Here is a 17,213-nt window from a genome sequence, read left to right on the forward strand (position 1 = left end):
GGCCGGTTCGGATCTGACACCAACCGTGCACCACGCCACTGACAATGCGTTCCGACCTGCGCAAACGCGCTCGCCGGGCCGATTGTCAGTGGCGGCATCTACCTTCGATGTCATGACTCAGCAGGGGGTGCGCTGGAGCGCGGATCAGGTGCTGGCACTGGCGCCTGACGCCGCATCACGCAAAGCGGGAAGCAAACTCGGTGCGGCCGGGCCGTGGTCCGAGGCGGGCAGTGGGGACGAGGGGACGGCGTGGGGACTGTGCAAGGGCAGTGGCAGCAAGCCGTATCAGACGGTCGTCGACATCGCGGACGCCGCGGGCCCCGCGTACAAGTGCAGTTGCCCGAGCCGCAAGTTCCCGTGCAAGCACGCTCTCGGGCTGCTGCTGCTCTGGGCGGGCGGGGACGGCGCGGTGCCGCCGGGGCAGGCGCCCGACTGGGCGGAGCAGTGGTTGGAGGGGAGAAGGCGGCGCGGCGAGCAGAAGCGGGCGGCTGGGGCGTCCGGTTCTTCGTCCGGGTCCGGTGATCCGGAGGCCGCGCGGCGGCGGGCGGAGCGCCGGGCCGAGCGGGTCACCGCGGGTGCGACCGAGCTGGAGCAGCGCCTGGCGGACCTGCTGCGCGGCGGCCTCGCGAGCGCGGAGCAGGCGGGGTACGGACTGTGGGAGGAGACTGCGGCCCGCATGGTCGACGCCCAGGCACCCGGACTGGCCGCGCGGGTACGGGAGTTGGGGGCGATCCCGTCGTCCGGGCCCGGCTGGCCGGTGCGTCTGCTGGAGGAGTGCGCGTTGCTCCACCTCCTCGACCAGGGCTGGCTGCACCGCGACCGACTGCCGGACGGCCTGGCGGCGACGGTCCGTTCCCGCCTCGGCCTGCCCGGCACGGCGGACGGCCCGCCGCTGCGGGACCGCTGGCTGGTCCTCGCCCAGTACGACACGGCGGACGCGCGTCTGACGACCCGCCGGATCTGGCTGCACGGCACCGACTCGGACCGCACCGCGCTGCTCCTCTCCTACGGCGCCGCGGGCCGCGCACCGGAGCTCGCGCTGCCCGTCGGGCTCGCCTTGGATGCCGAGGTGTCGGCCTATCCGGGTGCGGGGCAGCTACGGGCTGCCCTGGGCGAGCAGTTCGCACCACCGGCACCGGCGGCGACACGACCGCCGGGAGTGACGACGGCCCAGGCAGCCGCCCGCTACGGCGAGGCGCTGCGGACCGACCCGTGGCTGGACTCCGTCCCGGTCACGCTGGACCGGGTCGTACCCGTCCCGGACGGCGACTCCTGGCAACTGGCGGACGCCGACGAGGACACCGCGCTGCCACTGACTCCCGCCGCTCGCGCCCGCCCCGGCCTCTGGCGCCTGGCCGCCCTCTCCGGGGGCGCCCCCGTCAAGGTCTTCGGCGAGTGCGGCCACCGGGGCTTCACCCCACTGACGGCGTGGCCGGAGGAGGCAGGAGAGGCGGTGCGGCTGTGCTGACCCGCCCCGGCGCCGTTCCCCTCCCCCTTCCCGCACCTCTTCCAACCCTCATCCCCCCGCCTCTGCCATTCCTCTTCCTCTCCCTCTTCAGCCCAGCGAACTTCCTCTTCAGCCCAACGAAAGGAACCGCATGAACAGGACGTCCACGCCTGTGGTTTCGCCCGCGTCGGGCGCCTGGGAGGAGCTCGTCACGGCGGCGCTGCTCGGGACGGAGCGGCGCACCCCGCCGGGCGGTGCGCCGGGGCGGGAAGCACCGGTGGCACTGCTGGACGCGGCGGCCGCGGAGACCGTACGGCGGCGGGCCGGGCTGCGGCCCGCGCGGGCGGCCGGGCGGCCGGAGCCGGCGTCCGAGGACCCGCGGCCCACGCTGCCCGCCGCGGCGGCACGCAGGCTCGCGCTGCTCCTGGCCGACCGCCCCGGCACGGGCGGCGGCGGCCGCAGAGGCACGGCACCGGACCTCATGGAACTGCTGCCCCAGTGGCTCGCGGCGGCGAACGCCCGCGGTTTCGCGGCACCCCCTCAGACGCTGCCCGCGCTGCTGGACGCGGCCCGGGGGCGTACGGATCTACGGCCGGCGGCGCTGGCGTTCGCCGGGCCGCGTGCCGTGTGGCTCGCCCGGCTGAACCCGGACTGGCGGTTCGCCCTGCGCGCGACACCGGGCGGGGGCGCCACCCTGCCGCACCCCGAGGACACGGAGAAGACCCGGCGCCTGTGGGAGGAAGGCCTGTTCGCCGAGCGGGTCGCGCTCCTGTCCGCCATACGCGCCCGCGAGCCCGCCGCCGCGCGTGAACTGCTGACGACCACCTGGTCGACCGAACGGGCCGAGGACCGCCTGATGTTCCTCGACTCGCTGCGCACGGGACTCGGCCCGCAGGACGAGCCGTTCCTGGAACAGGCGTTGGCCGACCGCAGTCGCAACGTACGGGCGACGGCCGCCGAGTTGCTCTCCGCGCTGCCGGGTTCGGCGCTCGCCGCGCGGATGGCGGTCAGGGCCGCTGCGTGCGTGGCCGTCGACCACACGCGGGACGCACCTGCGATCAGCGTCGAGGCCCCGCACGAGTGCGACGCGAGCATGGAGCGCGACGGTGTCGTACCCAAGGCTCCGGCTGGACGAGGTGAACGGTCGTGGTGGTTCGGCCAGTTGGTGGAGGCGACACCGCTCGGGACGTGGCCGGCGCGGCTCGACGGTCGTACGCCCCGGCAGATCGTGGCGCTTGCGGTGACGGACGACTGGCAGAGCGAACTGCACGCGGCGTGGTGCCGGGCCGCCGTGCGGCAGCGGGACTCCGAGTGGGCCCGGGCGCTCCTCGGGGCCCCGTCCGCCCCGGAGGCCGGCGGGCCGGGAGCGGTGTCGCTGGCCGAGCGCGCCAAGCTGCTCGGCACCCTGGGCGCCGCCGAACGGGCCGACTGGGTGGCCGGGTTCATCGCGGCACACGGCCTGTCCGAGGCGTTTCAGCTGCTCGGGGTGTGCGCGGTGCCCTGGGCTGCGCCGCTCGGCAGGGCAGTGGTCGATGCGCTCAACATCGCGCGGGACGCGGGAAGTTATCCATGGAGCTTCAGCGGAGTGATGGGCCTGGCCGAGCGCTGCCTCGAACCCTCCGAGGCGAGCCGCCTCGACGGCCTCCTGGCGATACCGGACGAATCGGAGGACGCCTCGCCGGGAGCGGGCGGGTATTGGGCGGAGGCGTTCCAACGCCTCGTCACGACGTTGCGGTTGCGCGCGGCGATGGCGCAGGAGCTGGGGGCGGAGCCCTCGGGGCCGGTCACCCCGGCCCATCCGCAGCGTGCGACGGCCCAGGTCGACGCGACCTAGGCCTCGGCGGGCTGGCGTACGTTCGCCCGTACCCAGTCCACGATCGACTGGGTGGTCGCCCCGGGCGTGAAGATCTCCGCGACGCCCTTCTCCTTCAGCGGAGCGATGTCCGCCTCGGGGATGATCCCGCCGCCGAAGACCTTGATGTCCTCCGCGTCCCGCTCCTTGAGCAGCTCGATCACCGCGGCGAACAGCGTGTTGTGGGCGCCGGAGAGGATGGACAGCCCGATCGCGTCGGCGTCCTCCTGAATCGCGGTGTCGACGATCTGCTCGGGAGTCTGGTGGAGGCCGGTGTAGATGACCTCCATACCGGCGTCGCGCAGCGCCCGCGCGATCACCTTGGCCCCGCGATCATGGCCGTCGAGCCCCGGCTTGGCCACCACTACGCGGATCGGACCGGCTGCCACACCCATCACTGCCTCCATGAAGCGACTGCGTCCATCCCTACCGCATCCTTCCCCACCGAGTCCGTCCCTACCGACAAGTACCGCAGTGCCCGAACCCGCCGGGAAAGTGAACGAACGTTGTCTCCAGCATCCCGCAACCGGCAGTTTCGCGGTGTGGACCGAGGGGGAAATCACACGATGGGACACGTTCACCGCGCACCGTTCCGGCGGGAACAGGCGCAACAGGAGCCGCAACGAGGTCGCCGCATCACGGCACCGCAGACCGCGCGCCGTGGCGGTGTGGTGCGTCGACGACGGCATGAAGAGCCGTCGACCGCCTTCCTCGCGGCTTCTCACGAGGGCACACGGGGGACAGAGGCGTCCTCCGGCGTGCCGACAGGAGGTCGGCCATGAAGGTCACCAGGGCGGCGCTGCCCTTTCTTCCTCTCTGCCAGCGGCTGCTTCCGAGCAGACTGGCAGGACTCTCCCTGGCCCTGCTGAAGGCGACCGCCCTGGAGCTCGCGATCCTCGCGGGCCACCTTCTCCTCTATCCCTCCGGCATCACGCAGGAGCGCCGGGGATCATCGGCCCCGCTCCCCTCGCCGGACGGCGCCGCCCAGCTGCCGACCGAGACCAAGCCCCCGGTCGTCCTCCTGCACGGCTTCATAGACAACCGCTCGGTCTTCGTGCTGCTGCGCCGCAGCCTCGCCCAGCACGGCAGGCAGCAGGTCGAGTCGCTCAACTACTCGCCGCTGACCTGCGACATCCGCACCGCGGCCGAGCTGCTCGGCCGGCACATAGAGGAGATCTGCGAGCGCACGGGCAGCAAGCACGTCGACATCGTGGGGCACAGCCTCGGCGGGCTGATCGCGCGGTACTACGTGCAGCGGCTCGGCGGTGACCTCCGCGTCCGCACGCTGGTCACGCTCGGCACCCCGCACTCCGGCACCCGGGTGGTTCCGCTGGCGAACGCACACCCGATCGTGCGCCAGATGCGCCCCGGCTCGGAGCTCCTCGAGGAGCTGACCCGCCCCGCACCGGGCTGTCGTACGCACTTCGTCAGCTTCTGGAGCGACCTCGACCACCTGATGGACCCGCTGGAGACCGCCTGTATCGACCACCCCGACCTGATGGCGCAGAACGTACGGGTGAGCGGGGTCGGGCATCTGGCCCTGCCCGTGCACCCCGCCGTCGCGACCGGGATACGCCAGGCCCTCGACGCCGAGCGAACAGGAGCCGAAGCCGCCACTCACGCCGGCGGCCTGACAGTGGCCTGATCGCACCTCGCACAGCCGACGTACACCCGACCAACAGCCCTCGGACCGTCCCCGGACCACCCTCCGGCCGCCCCCCGACCACACCCGGACGGCCTTCAGACGGCCGATCGACCTCGAACGCTCTTCGAACACAGGGCCAAACTCACGCCCGCCCTCCCCCGAAACACGGCCGAATGACCGTTTCCTGCGCGCACGAAACCTGTTGAAGATTGTCGAGCCCGCATACCGGCGGGTACAGTCACCGCACTGCTCTGGCAGCCCCTGTTGTCGAGGCGAAAGAGAAGTTGGTGAACGACCGTCACCCGTCGGGGACCATGACCACCCCGGCTCCGGCTTCCGACGCCGCCTCGTCGCACTACGCCGCGTACGGCACGCAGGAAGCCCAGTACGGCGACTTCACCACGCACGGCGGCTACGACGCCAATGGTTTTGCGACCGGCGGCCACGCCACCACGACCTTCGACGCCGACCCCCTGTTCGGCAGCCTCCCGGGCGAGAGCACCGGTTCGTACGACTCCGGTCAGTGGGCCACGAGCAGTCAGCAGACCCTGAACTACGACGCGTACGCGGCCCAGCACCACGCCGCCTACGACACGGGCGCGTACGACACGACCGCCTGGACCGCCGGCTACCAGCCGCTCTCCGTCATCCCACCGCAGGCCACCGGGCCCGACGTATCCGGGCAGTGGGACGCGAACGCCTGGCTCCAGCCCGATCAGTCGGCCGCGCCCGCCGACCAGACCCAGCAGTGGGAATGGGGCACCCAGGCCTTCGACACCGGGGCGTACGACGCCACGCAGTGGAACTCCGAGGGTCAGGACGGCGGCGACACAGCCGCGACCGCGACCACCGACGATTACGAACTGCACGCCGATCAGGGCTCGTACGACGAACCCGCCCCGGACGAAGGCCGGTTGGACGCCACCGGCGAGCTGCCCTCCGTCGCCCCGCTCCTCGACGACCAGGAAGAGGTCACGTCGGCTCCGGCGCCGCGCGCGGCCTCCCGCGGCGGGTCCCGTTCCCGTCGCCGCGCGCCCGCCAAGCGCTCCGCGCTGCTGACCATCGCCGTGCCCTCGGCGTGCGTGATGGGCGTGGCCGGTATCGCCGCCGCCTCCGTGGGCACCTTCACCGGCGACAAGGACACCTCGACGACCGCGTCGGACGCGCAGGCGGTGAAGCCGTCCGCCGCCAACAACAAGCTGGACGCCCAGCTCAAGAGCCTCTCCGCCGGCGCCGACGACTTCGCCGACCGGGCCAGCCGTACGCAGGAGCGCATCGACCTCAAGGCCCAGCAGGCGGCCGAGAAGAAGAAGGCGGCGGCCGAGGCGGCTCGCAAGGAACGGCTGCGTCCCAAGTACGTCCTGCCGGTCACCCAGAAGGGGCTCAGCGCCTACTTCGGCCAGGCCGGCATCAACTGGATGTCCGTGCACACCGGCATCGACTTCCCGGTGTCGTACGGCACGACGGTGATGGCCGCGACCGACGGCACCGCCCGCACGCAGTGGAACAGCGCGTACGGCAACATGATGATCGTGACCGCGAAGGACGGTACGGAGACGTGGTACTGCCACCTCTCCAGCTACCGCGTCGCCTCCGGTACGACGGTGAAGGCCGGCCAGCCGATCGCGTACTCCGGAAACTCGGGCAACTCGACCGGCCCGCACCTGCACTTCGAGGTCCGGCCGGCCGGCGGTTCGGCGATCGACCCGCTGCCGTGGCTGCGCAGCCACGGGCTCGACCCGACGTAGACCTCACAACTTCCCTGTGAGCCCCCGGACTTCCTGGTGAGCCCCCGCTGGTCGGCGGGGGCTCACTGCATGAGAGCTACAGCTTCTCCACCGGCGCGTACCGCAGCAGCAGGCGCTTCGGATTGGTGTCGCCGAAGTCGATCGTCGCCTCCGCGTTCCCGCCCGTGCCCTTCACGCCCACGACCGTGCCGAGTCCGAACTGGTCGTGGTTGACCCGGTCGCCGACGGCCAGCGAGACCACCGGCTTGTCGGACGCCCGGCTCGTGGCGAAGCCGGACGCGCCCGATGCCGACGAGCGGGAGCGGGAGGACGACAGGGAGGCCGCCACGCCCGACGCCGGGCCGGAGGAGACCGGTGCCGTGGCGCCCGTCCGCTTCCAGTCGACGTGCTGCGCCGGGATCTCCTCCAGGAAGCGGGAGGGCGGGTTGTACGAGGGCTGCCCCCACGCGCTGCGCAGGGACGACCGCGTCAGATACAGCCGTTCACGCGCGCGCGTGATGCCGACGTAGGCGAGGCGGCGCTCCTCCTCCAGCTCCTTGGCCTGGCCGAGGGCGCGCATGTGCGGGAAGACGCCGTCCTCCATGCCGGTGACGAACACGACCGGGAACTCGAGGCCCTTGGCGGTGTGCAGGGTCATCAGGGTGATGACGCCGGAGCCGTCCTCCTCCTCGTCCGGGATCTGGTCGGAGTCGGCGACCAGCGCGACCCGCTCCAGGAAGGCGGCGAGCCCGGCGGGCTCCTCGCCCTCACCGGACTCCTGCTCGAACTCCAGGGCCACGGCGGCGAGTTCCTGGAGGTTCTCGATGCGGGTCTCGTCCTGCGGGTCGGTGGAGGCCTGCAACTCGGCGAGATAGCCGGTGCGTTCGAGGATCGCCTCCAGGACCGTCGCCGGGCCGGCGCCGGACTCGACGATCGTGCGGAGGTCCTCCATCAGCGTGTTGAACCGCTTGACGGCGTTCGTGGAGCGCGCGGCCATGCCGTACGCCTCGTCGACGCGGCGCAGCGCCTGCGGGAAGCTGATCTTCTCGCGCTGGGCGAGGGCGTCGATCATCGCCTCCGCGCGGTCGCCGATGCCGCGCTTGGGGACGTTGAGGATGCGGCGCAGCGGCACCGAGTCCTCGGGGTTGGCCAGCACCCGCAGGTAGGCCAGGACGTCCCGGACCTCCTTGCGCTCGTAGAAGCGGACACCGCCGACGACCTTGTAGGGCAGGCCGACGCGGATGAAGACCTCTTCGAAGACACGGGACTGGGCATTCGTCCGGTAGAAGACGGCGACGTCCCCGGCCTTCGCCTCGCCGGAGTCCGTGAGGCGGTCTATCTCGTCGGCGACGAACTGCGCCTCGTCGTGCTCGGTGTCGGCGACATAGCCGGTGATGCGCGCGCCCTCGCCCGCGTTGGTCCACAGGTTCTTGGGGCGGCGGGACTCGTTGCGCTCGATGACCGCGTTGGCCGCGCTCAGAATGGTCTGCGTGGAGCGGTAGTTCTGCTCCAGGAGGATCGTCGTCGCGTCCGGGTAGTCCTCCTCGAACTGGAGGATGTTGCGGATCGTCGCACCGCGGAAGGCGTAGATGGACTGGTCGGCGTCGCCCACGACGCACAGCTCGGCAGGTGGGAGGTCGTACTCGTTGGGCGGTACGTCAGCGTCGTCGGCGCGCTGCGCGGTGCCCACGAGTTCCCGTACGAGCGCGTACTGGGCGTGGTTGGTGTCCTGGTACTCGTCGACCAGGACGTGCCGGAAGCGGCGGCGGTAGTGCTCGGCGACGTCCGGGAAGGCGCGCAGCAGGTTGACCGTCGTCATGATCAGGTCGTCGAAGTCGAGGGCGTTCGCCTCGCGCAGCCGCGACTGGTACATGGCGTAGGCCTGGGCGAGGGTCTTCTCGAAGCCGTCGGTAGCCTGGGCGGCGAAGTCCTCCTCGTCGATCAGCTCGTTCTTCAGGTTCGAGATCTTGGCGCTGAAGGACTTCGGCGGGTAGCGCTTGGGGTCGAGGTCCAGGTCGCGGCAGACCAGGGCCATCAGGCGCTTGCTGTCGGCGGCGTCGTAGATCGAGAACGACGACGTGAAGCCGAGCTTCTTGCTCTCCCGGCGCAGGATGCGCACGCACGCGCTGTGGAAGGTCATCACCCACATCGCGTTCGCGCGCGGGCCGACGAGCTGCTCGACGCGCTCCTTCATCTCGCCCGCGGCCTTGTTGGTGAAGGTGATCGCGAGGATCTGACCCGGATGCACGTTCCGAGCGCCGAGCAGGTGGGCGATGCGGTGGGTGAGGACGCGGGTCTTGCCGGAGCCGGCGCCCGCCACGATGAGCAGCGGGGCGCCGGAGTGGACGACGGCCGCGCGCTGGTTCTCGTTCAGCCCGTCCAGGAGCGCGGCCGGGTCGATCGCCGGGCGTGGGGCGCCGTCGCGGTAGTAGGCGTCCCGGTCCGGTGGCGCGTCGAACTTCCCACCGAACAGATCGTCCGGAACCGGCTCCGGTACGTGATCGTCCTCGGGCGGAGGCGGTGGTTCCTCCGCATGGCCGCGCGGGGCCTGGAGGTCCGCCAGGAAGCTGTCGTCAAAGAGGCTGCTCATCGCCTTCCGAGTCTAGGGCGCCCCACTGACAGCCCGCCGCCGCCCTGAGAACATCGCCGGAATCTTCAGGCCTGACGAGCCTGCCGGGCCGGCCTCCCGGGCCTGACGGACCCGATCGGCCCGGCGGACCCGACGGTCCTCAGAAGCCGCTGATCCGCCAGATCTGGCCGCCCGGCGTCTTCTTGCCCTCCAGGACCGTGCCGTCGCGGTCCGCGATCGACCAGGCCGAGACATAGACCTTGCCGTTGCTCGGGTCCACGGCGACGCCCGCCGGGAACGGCACCTTCACGTTCGTACGCCTGCCGTCCGAGACCTTGGTCACGACGCCGGCGAAGAGCTGGCTGACGTACAGGTCTCCGTCGTCGTTGAAGGCGATGCCCGTGATCGCGCCGAAGCCGGACTTCCAGCCGAGGATCTTGCCGCTCCCGGGGTCGACCCTCCACACGCGCGCGGTGGGCTTCGACGGCTCGCCGTTCAGCTCGCCGACGTAGAGCTTGCCGTCGGGGCCGAGGGCCAGGGACGTCGGGACGGCCTCGTGCTTGTCGTGGTCCTTGAAGACCGTGAACGGGCGGGCCCTGCCGTTCCTGGACACCACGACGAGGTCGTTGCCGGCCGCGTCCGCGACGATCCTGCGGCCGTCGGGGAGGGCGAGGACGGCGTACGGGTTGGAGTCGACGGCCGTCTTGTGCGGGTTGTACTTGAGTTCTACGGCGGAGATGTCGGCGGCGATCCTCGCCCTGCCCCGGTCGATGGACAGGAGCTTGCCGAGTTTGTTCCAGGGCGGGGTGGTGGGCACGCCGGCCTCCGGCGGGGCCCAGGTCTCCACGCCCCAGACCTGGCCATGGCGGGCCGAGACGCCGTTCAGGCCCACCGCGAAGCCGCCGTCGGGCGCGCCCGCGGAGGGCAGGCCGTCGACCAGGCGGTGGCGCTTCCAGGCGCCCCCGTCCCGGTAGACCTTGCTGACCGCGGCCGACAGGCCGATGCAGGTCGGGCCCTCGGGTCCCTGGCCCAGGCACTTCTTGCCGCCGCGGCCGGCCTCGGCGACGTACAGGCGACCGTGGTCGTAGGAGAGCTGGCGCGGATTGTCGAGGCCCTTGGCTATCACGCGGATCTCCGGCTTGCCGCCGGAGTGTCCGCCGGTGGCGCTCGCGGGAGCGATGCCCGCGGTGGCGGCCAGGGCGACCGATGTACCGATGACGAATGCCGTGCGCTTTCTCATGCCGTACCCCCTCACCCGCCGCAGCACCTGACCGCGGCTGGCTGGAAGTTAGCGCCCGGAAGCGGGCGGACGTCGCCACTCCGGTCAAAATACGCACATATCTACGCAGATCATTCCGGAAGGACCACGTCGCGCGACGTTCTGACCAGAGGTCACGAAAATGTATCGGGCATATCGAACATCAACCTTCACAGGGGCCACACGAGTTGGCTACCGTTCCAGGCATGCCGCACGACCCCCACCGGCGAACGTCGCCGGGCCGCGCGGCTTCCGTCGAGTCCGGGTCGCCGCCGCGCATCCGGAGCCGGGGACCCACCGATCCCGGGGTGAATCGGTTCAGCTCCCTTTCGGGGCAAGGACCGTAGGGCAACCCTTCCGAACCACCCGCCCGAACCCGACAGCTAACTCGGTAGGCGGAACGTGGAAGGAGTCGCCTCCCTTGGCGTCGCACCGCAAGTCGCGTCCCGCTGGTACGCGCGTAGCAGGCATACGCACCCCCGCCCTCGCCACGGCCGCCCTCACGTCCGTGGCCCTGCTGTCCCAGACGGCCAACGCCGCCCCGTCGACCGACGGCAAGCCGAGTCTCGAGGAAGTCGAGAAGAAGGTCGACGACCTCTACCGCCAGGCTGAGTCGGCGACCGAGAAGTACAACGCGACCAAAGAGAAGACCACCAAGCAGCGCAAGCGCGTCGACACCCTCCTCGACGACGTGGCCAAGCGCACCCAGAAGCTCAACGAGGTGCGGGACGAGCTCGGTTCCTTCGCCGCCGCCCAGTACCGGACCGGTGCCTCCGAGCCCGACACGGCGACCTTCCTGCTCGCCGACTCCCCGCAGGACTACTTCGACCAGACGCAGCTGATGGGACGGCTGACCTCCCGTCAGAAGGGCGCGGTCGACGACTACGTCGCCGAGCAGTCCGCGACGATGAAGAAGCGTCAGGAGGCCACCAAGAGCCTCGAGACGCTTACCGAGTCGCAGAGCGACCTGCGGACGGCCAAGTCCACGGTGCAGACGAAGCTCTCCGACGCGCGCGAGCTGCTGTCGAAGCTGACCGCCGAGGAGAAGGCGCGGCTCGCGGCGATCGAGAAGAAGAAGGAGCAGGAGGCCGCGCGCAAGGCCGCGGAGCTGGCCGAGCAGCAGGCGGCCGAGCAGAAGGCCAAGGAGGAGGCCGCGGCCCAGGAGAGCGGCTCCTCGTCGGACTCGGGCAGCACCTCCACCACCGACTCCTCGTACGCCACCAAGGCGGCCAAGGCGCTCGCCTTCGCCCGCGCGCAGATCGGCAAGCCGTACGTCTGGGGCGCCACAGGACCCGGCTCCTACGACTGCTCCGGCCTCACCCAGGCTGCCTGGAAGGCCGCGGGAGTCACCCTCCCGCGCACCACCTACGACCAGGTGAACGCCGGCACCACGGTCTCCCTCGCCGACGCGCAGCCCGGCGACCTGATCTTCTTCTACGACGACATCAGCCACGTCGGCATCTACATCGGCAACGGCATGATGATCCACGCCCCGAAGCCTGGCGCGTACGTCCGCGAGGAGTCGGTCTACTACGCCGGCGAGTCGATCATCCACAGCGTGGTGCGGCCGGCCTGAGACGCCGGAGGAGCGATGCACGCGCGCGTGCGTCGGAGGGCCGATGCACGCGCGCGTGCGGGCACCTCGTGACGCACGCGCGCGTGAAGGCAGTTCGTGACGCACGCGCGCGTAAAAGGGCCGTTTTCGCTGACGCCCACGACCGCACGCCGAGGGGGCGCCTCGCACCCGGGTGAGGTGTGCGGCTCCTGCCTCACGCCCTCCCCCTTGCCCCGCGCCCGCGCGTATTTCGCCCCACCCACGCGCGTGCCCCACGCTCAACACGCACCGCGCTCCTTAGCATCGGCCCCATGCCCGACCCAACCTCCCTCCGCGCCTGGTGGGCGCAGCGTTCGCCGGCGGCCGGAGCCGCCGTGATGGCGACCGGCATCGTGTCGGTCGGGCTGCATCTGACGGGGTACGAGGTGCTGTCGAAGGTCGCCCTGGTCCTGACCTGTGTCGCGTGGGTGGCGCTGGCGGCGGAATTCGGCGTGCGTCTGGTGTGGGAGCGGGAGAGGTGGCGGGCGGAGGCCGGGACGCCGGGGGCGCTCACCGCCGTCGCGGCGACCGCCGTGCTCGGGACCCGGTTCTCCGCCCTCGGCCGGCAGACCCTCGCCGAGGCCCTGCTCGCACTGGCGGCCGTGCTGTGGCCGGGGCTGCTCGTCGAGGTCGTACGGCACTGGCGCCGGCGTATGCCCGGCTCGGTGTTCCTGTGCTGCGTGGCCACCCAGGGGCTCGCCGTGCTCGGCGCCACGCTCGCCGGGGCCGAGGCGGTGGCGTGGCTCGCGCACGCGGCGCTCGTGCTGTTCTGGCTCGGGCTCGTTCTCTACGGCTTCGCGCTGGCCCGCTTCGACCTGCGCCAGGTGACGGAGGGGCACGGGGACCACTGGGTGGCGGGCGGCGTGCTCGCCATCTCGGCGCTCGCCGGATCGAAGCTCGTCGCCGCGGACAGTGCGCGCCTGTATCTGTGGAACGACGACGACCGCGACGTTCTGCGCGCCGTCACCGTGGCCCTGCTCGTGCTCGACCTGGCCTGGTACGCCGTACTGCTCGTCGCGGAGGCGGTCCGGCCGCGGCTCGGCTACGACGCGCGCCGCTGGGCGACCGTGTTCCCGTTGGGGATGACGGCGGCGGCCGCGCTGTCCGTCGCCGCCGCCCTCGACGTCCCCTCGCTCGAGGGACCCGGGCAGGTGCTGCTGTGGATCGCGGTGGCGGCGTGGGTGGCCGTCGCCGCGGGGGCCGTCGCGGCAGGCCGCGCCGGCATCAGGTCCACAGCACCGCGATGAAGATGTTGGCCGTGGTGAGCAGGCCCACCAGCCCGAACAGGCTCTTGTCGACCTTCTCGTCGTCCCGCTTCACGTAGACCAGACCGAGGATCACGATCAGCAGGGCCAGCTTCAGGCCGATCTTGATGTTGTTGACGTGCTGGTCGTCGGCCTGGTTGAGGCCGACCAGGATCGCGCCGGTGACCAGCATCGTCAACGCGCCGTGCAGCATCGCCGGGACGAAGCGGGCCTCGCCGCGGCCCATCGCCTTCATCTGGGTGAGGAAGCCGCCGAGCAGCGAGGCGATGCCGATGATGTGCAGGCCGACGAAGAGATGGATGAGTACGTCCATGAGGCCGGAGCTTAAACAGGGGCGCACGGGGCGTCCGACACCGGGCCACCCTTCATGGGCTGATCTTGCATATATGCGGCCCATAGCACTCCGTCACTCACCCGTGTCCCGGAACCGTCACATCGGTCAGCGCACTGCGCGAAGTCGTCGGCACGAGTCGCGGATCACGGTCGTATACGGTCACCCGGCGATCCGCTCGCGGCACTTCCGCACAACGCGTTACCGAGCCGACACCGTCAGGTTTAGCGTCCTCCACCAGGTGACCGGCTCCCCACCGCCGCCCGGGCCAGGGGCGGCAGTCGGACACCACCGCCGAGAAGGTCCGGCGGCGGCCCGCTCCCCCTGTGCGGGCCGCCGCCGGACGCGTAAGCCGTCCCCCACGACGAGGCGGTCGTACGAAAGGACGTGCAGTCCACGTGGCAGCGCACCGCAAGCCCAGCCGGCGCTCGCTCAACGGCAGTTCGGCCCGGACCGCGTTCACGATCGCCTTGGCGGGCGCGGCGACCGCGACGGGCTTCGACGGGACCGGACACGCCGAACCGGAGCTGACTCCGGCGCAGGTCAAGGCCAAGGTGGACAAGCTGTACCAGGAGGCGGAGGTCGCCACCGAGAAGTACAACGGGGCGAAGGAGAAGGCGGACGCGGCCGAGCGGCGGCTGTCGACCCTGCGGGACGAGGCGGCGCGCAGGACGGACAAGCTCAACTCGGCGCGGGACGCGCTGGGTTCGATGGCCGCGGCGCAGTATCGCGACGGCGGTCTCGACCCCGCGCTGCAACTCGCGCTGTCGGACGACCCCGACCACTACCTCGAGGGTGCCGAGTTCGTCGACCGGGCGGGCACCCGACAGGCGGCGGCCGTCACGGGCGTACGCAAACAACTGCGGGAGATCGAGCAGTTGCGCGGCGCCGCGCGCGTCGAACTGGCCTCACTGAAGGCGCGGCAGGCGGAGCTGAAGCGGGACAAGAAGGCGATCACCGGGAAGCTGGACGCTGCGCGGCAGCTGATGTCCTCGCTGTCGCCCGAGGAGCGCGCCGGGCTCGGGGACTCGGGCCGCGCCTCACGGTCCGGCACGGGTGGCCGGGACGACCTCGGGTCCGCCACCGCCGAGGCATCCAACTCCCGTGCCGCGGCGGCCGTCTCGTACGCGTACGCCAAGCTCGGCAGCCCCTATGTGTGGGGCGCGACCGGACCGGACTCCTTCGACTGCTCGGGCCTCGTCCAGGCCGCCTACCGCTCCGCCGGCATCTCGCTGCCCCGCACGACCTACGCCCAGATCGACGCGGGCCGTCGTGTCTCGCGCTCCGAACTGGCCCCGGGCGACCTCGTGTTCTTCTACTCCGGCATCAGCCACGTCGGCATCTACGTCGGCAACGGGCAGATGATCCACGCCCCGAACCCGTCGGCGCCGGTGCGGCTGGCGCCGATCGACGAGATGCCGTTCGCCGGCGCCGCCCGGGTGGGGTGAGCGTCGGACAGGCTGTCAGACCAGCCGCCGAGCGGTCGCCCACCGAGTCAGCTCGTGCCGGTTGGACAACTGCAACTTCCGCAGGACCGCCGAGACATGGGACTCGACCGTCTTCACGGAGATGAAGAGCTGCTTGGCGATCTCCTTGTACGCGTATCCGCGCGCGATGAGCCGCAGCACCTCCCGCTCCCGCTGGGTGAGGCGGTCCAGGTCCTCGTCGACCGGCGGAGCGTCGGTGGAGGCGAAGGCGTCGAGGACGAAACCGGCCAGGCGCGGCGAGAAGACGGCGTCGCCCTCCTGGACGCGGAAGATGGAGTTGACGAGGTCCGTGCCGGTGATCGTCTTGGTGACGTAGCCGCGCGCACCGCCCCGGATCACGCCGATCACGTCCTCCGCCGCGTCCGACACGGACAGCGCGAGGAAGCGGACGGGCTGCTCGGCGTCGGCCATCAACGGGGCGCAGCGGCGCAGGACTTCGACCCCGCCGCCGCCCGGGAGGTGGACGTCGAGGAGGACGACCTCGGGGCGGGTCGCGGTGATGACCGTGACCGCCTGGTCGACGTCCGCTGCCTCGCCGACGACCTCCACGCCGGTCTGCGCGGTCTGGCCGATCTCGGCCTGTACGCCGGTACGGAACATGCGGTGGTCGTCGACGAGGACCACGCGCACGTGCCGCTCGCCCGCGCCGCCGTCGGCGGCCGGCTCGGTAGGCTCCGTGTTCGCCTCGGTCGGGTCGCTCATCACGTCTTCTCCGCCCTCTCCATCTCCAGCTCGACCTCCGTGCCGCCGTCCGGCACCGCGCGCAGCCGCGCCGTGCCGCCGTTGCGCTCCATGCGGCCGATGATCGATTCTCTGACGCCCATGCGGTCGGCGGGTATCGAGTCCGGGTCGAAGCCGGGACCGCGGTCCCGGACCGACACGAAGACCGTCTTTCCCTCGACTTCGGCGTAGACCTGTACGGCGCCGCCCTCGCCACCGTACTTGGCGGCGTTCACCATCGCCTCGCGCGCGGCCTGCATCTGTGCGCCGACTCCCTCGTCGAGCGGGCAGTCGCCGACTATGACGACCTCTATGGGGACGCCGTGCTTGTCCTCCACCTCCGCGGCGTTGCGCCGCACCGCGTCGGCGAGGGTGGTGGGTTCGTCGGCCTCGTCCTTGCCGGTGCCCTCGGGCTTGTAGAGCCAGGTGCGCAGGTCGCGCTCCTGGGCGCGGGCGAGACGGCGCACCTCGTTCGCGTTCTCCGCGTTGCGCTGGATCAGGGTCAGGGTGTGCAGCACGGAATCGTGGACATGGGCGGCGACCTCGGCGCGCTCCTGCGCGCGGATGCGCATCAGGCGCTCCTCGGAGAGGTCCTGCGTCATACGGACGAGGTAGGGCCCCGCGAGGAGCGTTATCCCGACCAGGACCGCGAGGGCCGCCTGCAGGACGGAACCGAGATGGGCGGCGGAGCCCTGCAGCACGAAGATGCCGGAGGCACCCGCGGTGACGAGAAGGACACCGCCCGCCGCGCGCAGCAGGGTCAGTGTGCGCCGGCGGCTGCCGACCTCGACCCAGCGGGACCGGCGGGCGTTGTCCGCCTGGCGCCAGACGAGGGCGACGCCCGCGCCGACGAGGACGGTGGGCCAGAGGTAGGCCTTGGCGCCGCCGCTCACGTTCACATTGCCCACGAAGACCATGGCCACCACGACCATGAGGAGCAGGGCGACGATCTGGCCCTTGTCCGGCTTGCGGGCGACGAGCCTGCGGCGGCCGTCGGGCGAGGTCTCGGTGCCGACCAGCGACGGGGGTTTCTGGCCGCCGACACCGCCGACGCCGAGCGGCACGAAGAACCAGAACGCGGCATACAGCAGCGCGCCGAGGCCGTCCGCCATGAACAGGCCGACGAACACGAGCCGCACCCAGATGACAGGCAGCCCGAGATGCCCGGCGAGCCCCCGCGCCACGCCACCGAGCCAACGTCCGTCGCTGCTGCGGTAGAGCTTGCGCGGCGGCCGCGGTTCGACGAGTGGCGCTGTTGCGGCTTCCGGCATGCCATCGATGGTCACACGGCCACAGGGCCGGAGCATCAGGGTCGACC

General features: G+C 71.4%; 13 protein-coding genes and 1 riboswitch. Of the genes, 7 read left to right on the forward strand and 6 right to left on the reverse strand.

The features are described 5' to 3' along the window. Positions 1-112: 112 nt before the first annotated feature. Both OG303_RS20650 and OG303_RS20655 read left to right on the forward strand, forming a co-directional pair. Positions 113-1,468 carry an SWIM zinc finger family protein gene (locus tag OG303_RS20650; protein WP_405869940.1) on the forward strand — a complete coding sequence of 452 codons (1,356 nt, stop codon included), beginning with the start codon at positions 113-115 and terminating at the stop codon, positions 1,466-1,468. A gap of 130 nt (positions 1,469-1,598) precedes the next feature. Further along, positions 1,599-3,281, forward strand: coding sequence for a DUF5691 domain-containing protein (locus OG303_RS20655; RefSeq protein ID WP_405869941.1), 1,683 nt, complete (start codon positions 1,599-1,601; stop codon positions 3,279-3,281). Here the strand turns inward: OG303_RS20655 and OG303_RS20660 are convergent. Continuing rightward, entirely contained in the window at positions 3,278-3,694 is a 417-nt protein-coding gene (locus OG303_RS20660) for a cobalamin B12-binding domain-containing protein (RefSeq protein ID WP_405869943.1), read from the reverse strand. The two genes, OG303_RS20655 and OG303_RS20660, sit on opposite strands and share 4 nt — an antisense overlap. Before the next feature lie 383 nt (positions 3,695-4,077). Between OG303_RS20660 and OG303_RS20665 the strand changes: the two genes are divergently transcribed. Both OG303_RS20665 and OG303_RS20670 read left to right on the forward strand, forming a co-directional pair. Next, positions 4,078-4,944 (forward strand): lipase family alpha/beta hydrolase, encoded by an 867-nt coding sequence (locus tag OG303_RS20665; RefSeq protein ID WP_405869945.1) that lies wholly within the window; start codon positions 4,078-4,080, stop codon positions 4,942-4,944. Between the two features lie 287 nt (positions 4,945-5,231). Beyond that, entirely contained in the window at positions 5,232-6,692 is a 1,461-nt protein-coding gene (locus OG303_RS20670; RefSeq protein WP_405869947.1) for a M23 family metallopeptidase, read from the forward strand. Between the two features lie 76 nt (positions 6,693-6,768). On the opposite strand, the gene pcrA is transcribed toward OG303_RS20670, so the two are convergent. After that, a complete protein-coding gene (gene pcrA, locus OG303_RS20675; RefSeq protein WP_405869949.1) occupies positions 6,769-9,261 on the reverse strand; it encodes a DNA helicase PcrA in 2,493 nt (830 codons plus the stop codon). A 139-nt stretch (positions 9,262-9,400) separates the two neighbouring features. Then, positions 9,401-10,480 (reverse strand): ScyD/ScyE family protein, encoded by a 1,080-nt coding sequence (locus OG303_RS20680; RefSeq protein ID WP_405869951.1) that lies wholly within the window; start codon positions 10,478-10,480, stop codon positions 9,401-9,403. Positions 10,481-10,758: 278 nt separating this feature from the next. After that, positions 10,759-10,912, forward strand: a riboswitch (cyclic di-AMP (ydaO/yuaA leader). Between the two features lie 7 nt (positions 10,913-10,919). Between OG303_RS20680 and OG303_RS20685 the strand changes: the two genes are divergently transcribed. Beyond that, positions 10,920-12,074, forward strand: coding sequence for an NlpC/P60 family protein (locus tag OG303_RS20685; protein ID WP_405869953.1), 1,155 nt, complete (start codon positions 10,920-10,922; stop codon positions 12,072-12,074). A gap of 290 nt (positions 12,075-12,364) precedes the next feature. Beyond that, on the forward strand, positions 12,365-13,339 hold the full coding sequence (locus tag OG303_RS20690; RefSeq protein ID WP_405869955.1) for a tellurite resistance/C4-dicarboxylate transporter family protein: 975 nt from the start codon (positions 12,365-12,367) through the stop codon (positions 13,337-13,339). Here the strand turns inward: OG303_RS20690 and OG303_RS20695 are convergent. Continuing rightward, complete coding sequence (locus tag OG303_RS20695) at positions 13,317-13,670, reverse strand: hypothetical protein (protein ID WP_280878376.1); 354 nt, start codon at positions 13,668-13,670, stop codon at positions 13,317-13,319. The genes OG303_RS20690 and OG303_RS20695 overlap by 23 nt on opposite strands. A 416-nt stretch (positions 13,671-14,086) precedes the next feature. On the opposite strand from OG303_RS20695, the gene OG303_RS20700 reads away from it, so the two are divergent. Further along, on the forward strand, positions 14,087-15,136 hold the full coding sequence (locus OG303_RS20700) for an NlpC/P60 family protein (RefSeq protein ID WP_405869957.1): 1,050 nt from the start codon (positions 14,087-14,089) through the stop codon (positions 15,134-15,136). Positions 15,137-15,151: 15 nt separating this feature from the next. Here OG303_RS20700 and OG303_RS20705 read toward each other — a convergent pair whose 3' ends face one another. Further along, positions 15,152-15,877, reverse strand: coding sequence for a LuxR C-terminal-related transcriptional regulator (locus OG303_RS20705; protein ID WP_405869959.1), 726 nt, complete (start codon positions 15,875-15,877; stop codon positions 15,152-15,154). Beyond that, complete coding sequence (locus tag OG303_RS20710) at positions 15,877-17,166, reverse strand: PspC domain-containing protein (RefSeq protein WP_405869961.1); 1,290 nt, start codon at positions 17,164-17,166, stop codon at positions 15,877-15,879. Before OG303_RS20710 ends, OG303_RS20705 begins: the two co-directional genes overlap by 1 nt. Between the last annotated feature and the right edge of the window lie 47 nt (positions 17,167-17,213).

The organism is Streptomyces sp. NBC_00005 (genome assembly GCF_045160215.1).
GTDB lineage: Bacteria > Actinomycetota > Actinomycetes > Streptomycetales > Streptomycetaceae > Streptomyces.

Coding starts and splice junctions, on each gene's coding strand:
- OG303_RS20690 (WP_405869955.1), top strand. CDS start 12,365: ATGCCCGACCCAACCTCCCTCCGCGCCTGGTGGGCGCAGCGTTCGCCG.
- OG303_RS20680 (WP_405869951.1), bottom strand. CDS start 10,480: ATGAGAAAGCGCACGGCATTCGTCATCGGTACATCGGTCGCCCTGGCC.
- OG303_RS20710 (WP_405869961.1), bottom strand. CDS start 17,166: ATGCCGGAAGCCGCAACAGCGCCACTCGTCGAACCGCGGCCGCCGCGC.
- OG303_RS20660 (WP_405869943.1), bottom strand. CDS start 3,694: ATGGGTGTGGCAGCCGGTCCGATCCGCGTAGTGGTGGCCAAGCCGGGG.
- OG303_RS20655 (WP_405869941.1), top strand. CDS start 1,599: ATGAACAGGACGTCCACGCCTGTGGTTTCGCCCGCGTCGGGCGCCTGG.
- OG303_RS20695 (WP_280878376.1), bottom strand. CDS start 13,670: ATGGACGTACTCATCCATCTCTTCGTCGGCCTGCACATCATCGGCATC.
- OG303_RS20705 (WP_405869959.1), bottom strand. CDS start 15,877: ATGAGCGACCCGACCGAGGCGAACACGGAGCCTACCGAGCCGGCCGCC.
- OG303_RS20650 (WP_405869940.1), top strand. CDS start 113: ATGACTCAGCAGGGGGTGCGCTGGAGCGCGGATCAGGTGCTGGCACTG.
- OG303_RS20665 (WP_405869945.1), top strand. CDS start 4,078: ATGAAGGTCACCAGGGCGGCGCTGCCCTTTCTTCCTCTCTGCCAGCGG.
- pcrA (WP_405869949.1), bottom strand. CDS start 9,261: ATGAGCAGCCTCTTTGACGACAGCTTCCTGGCGGACCTCCAGGCCCCG.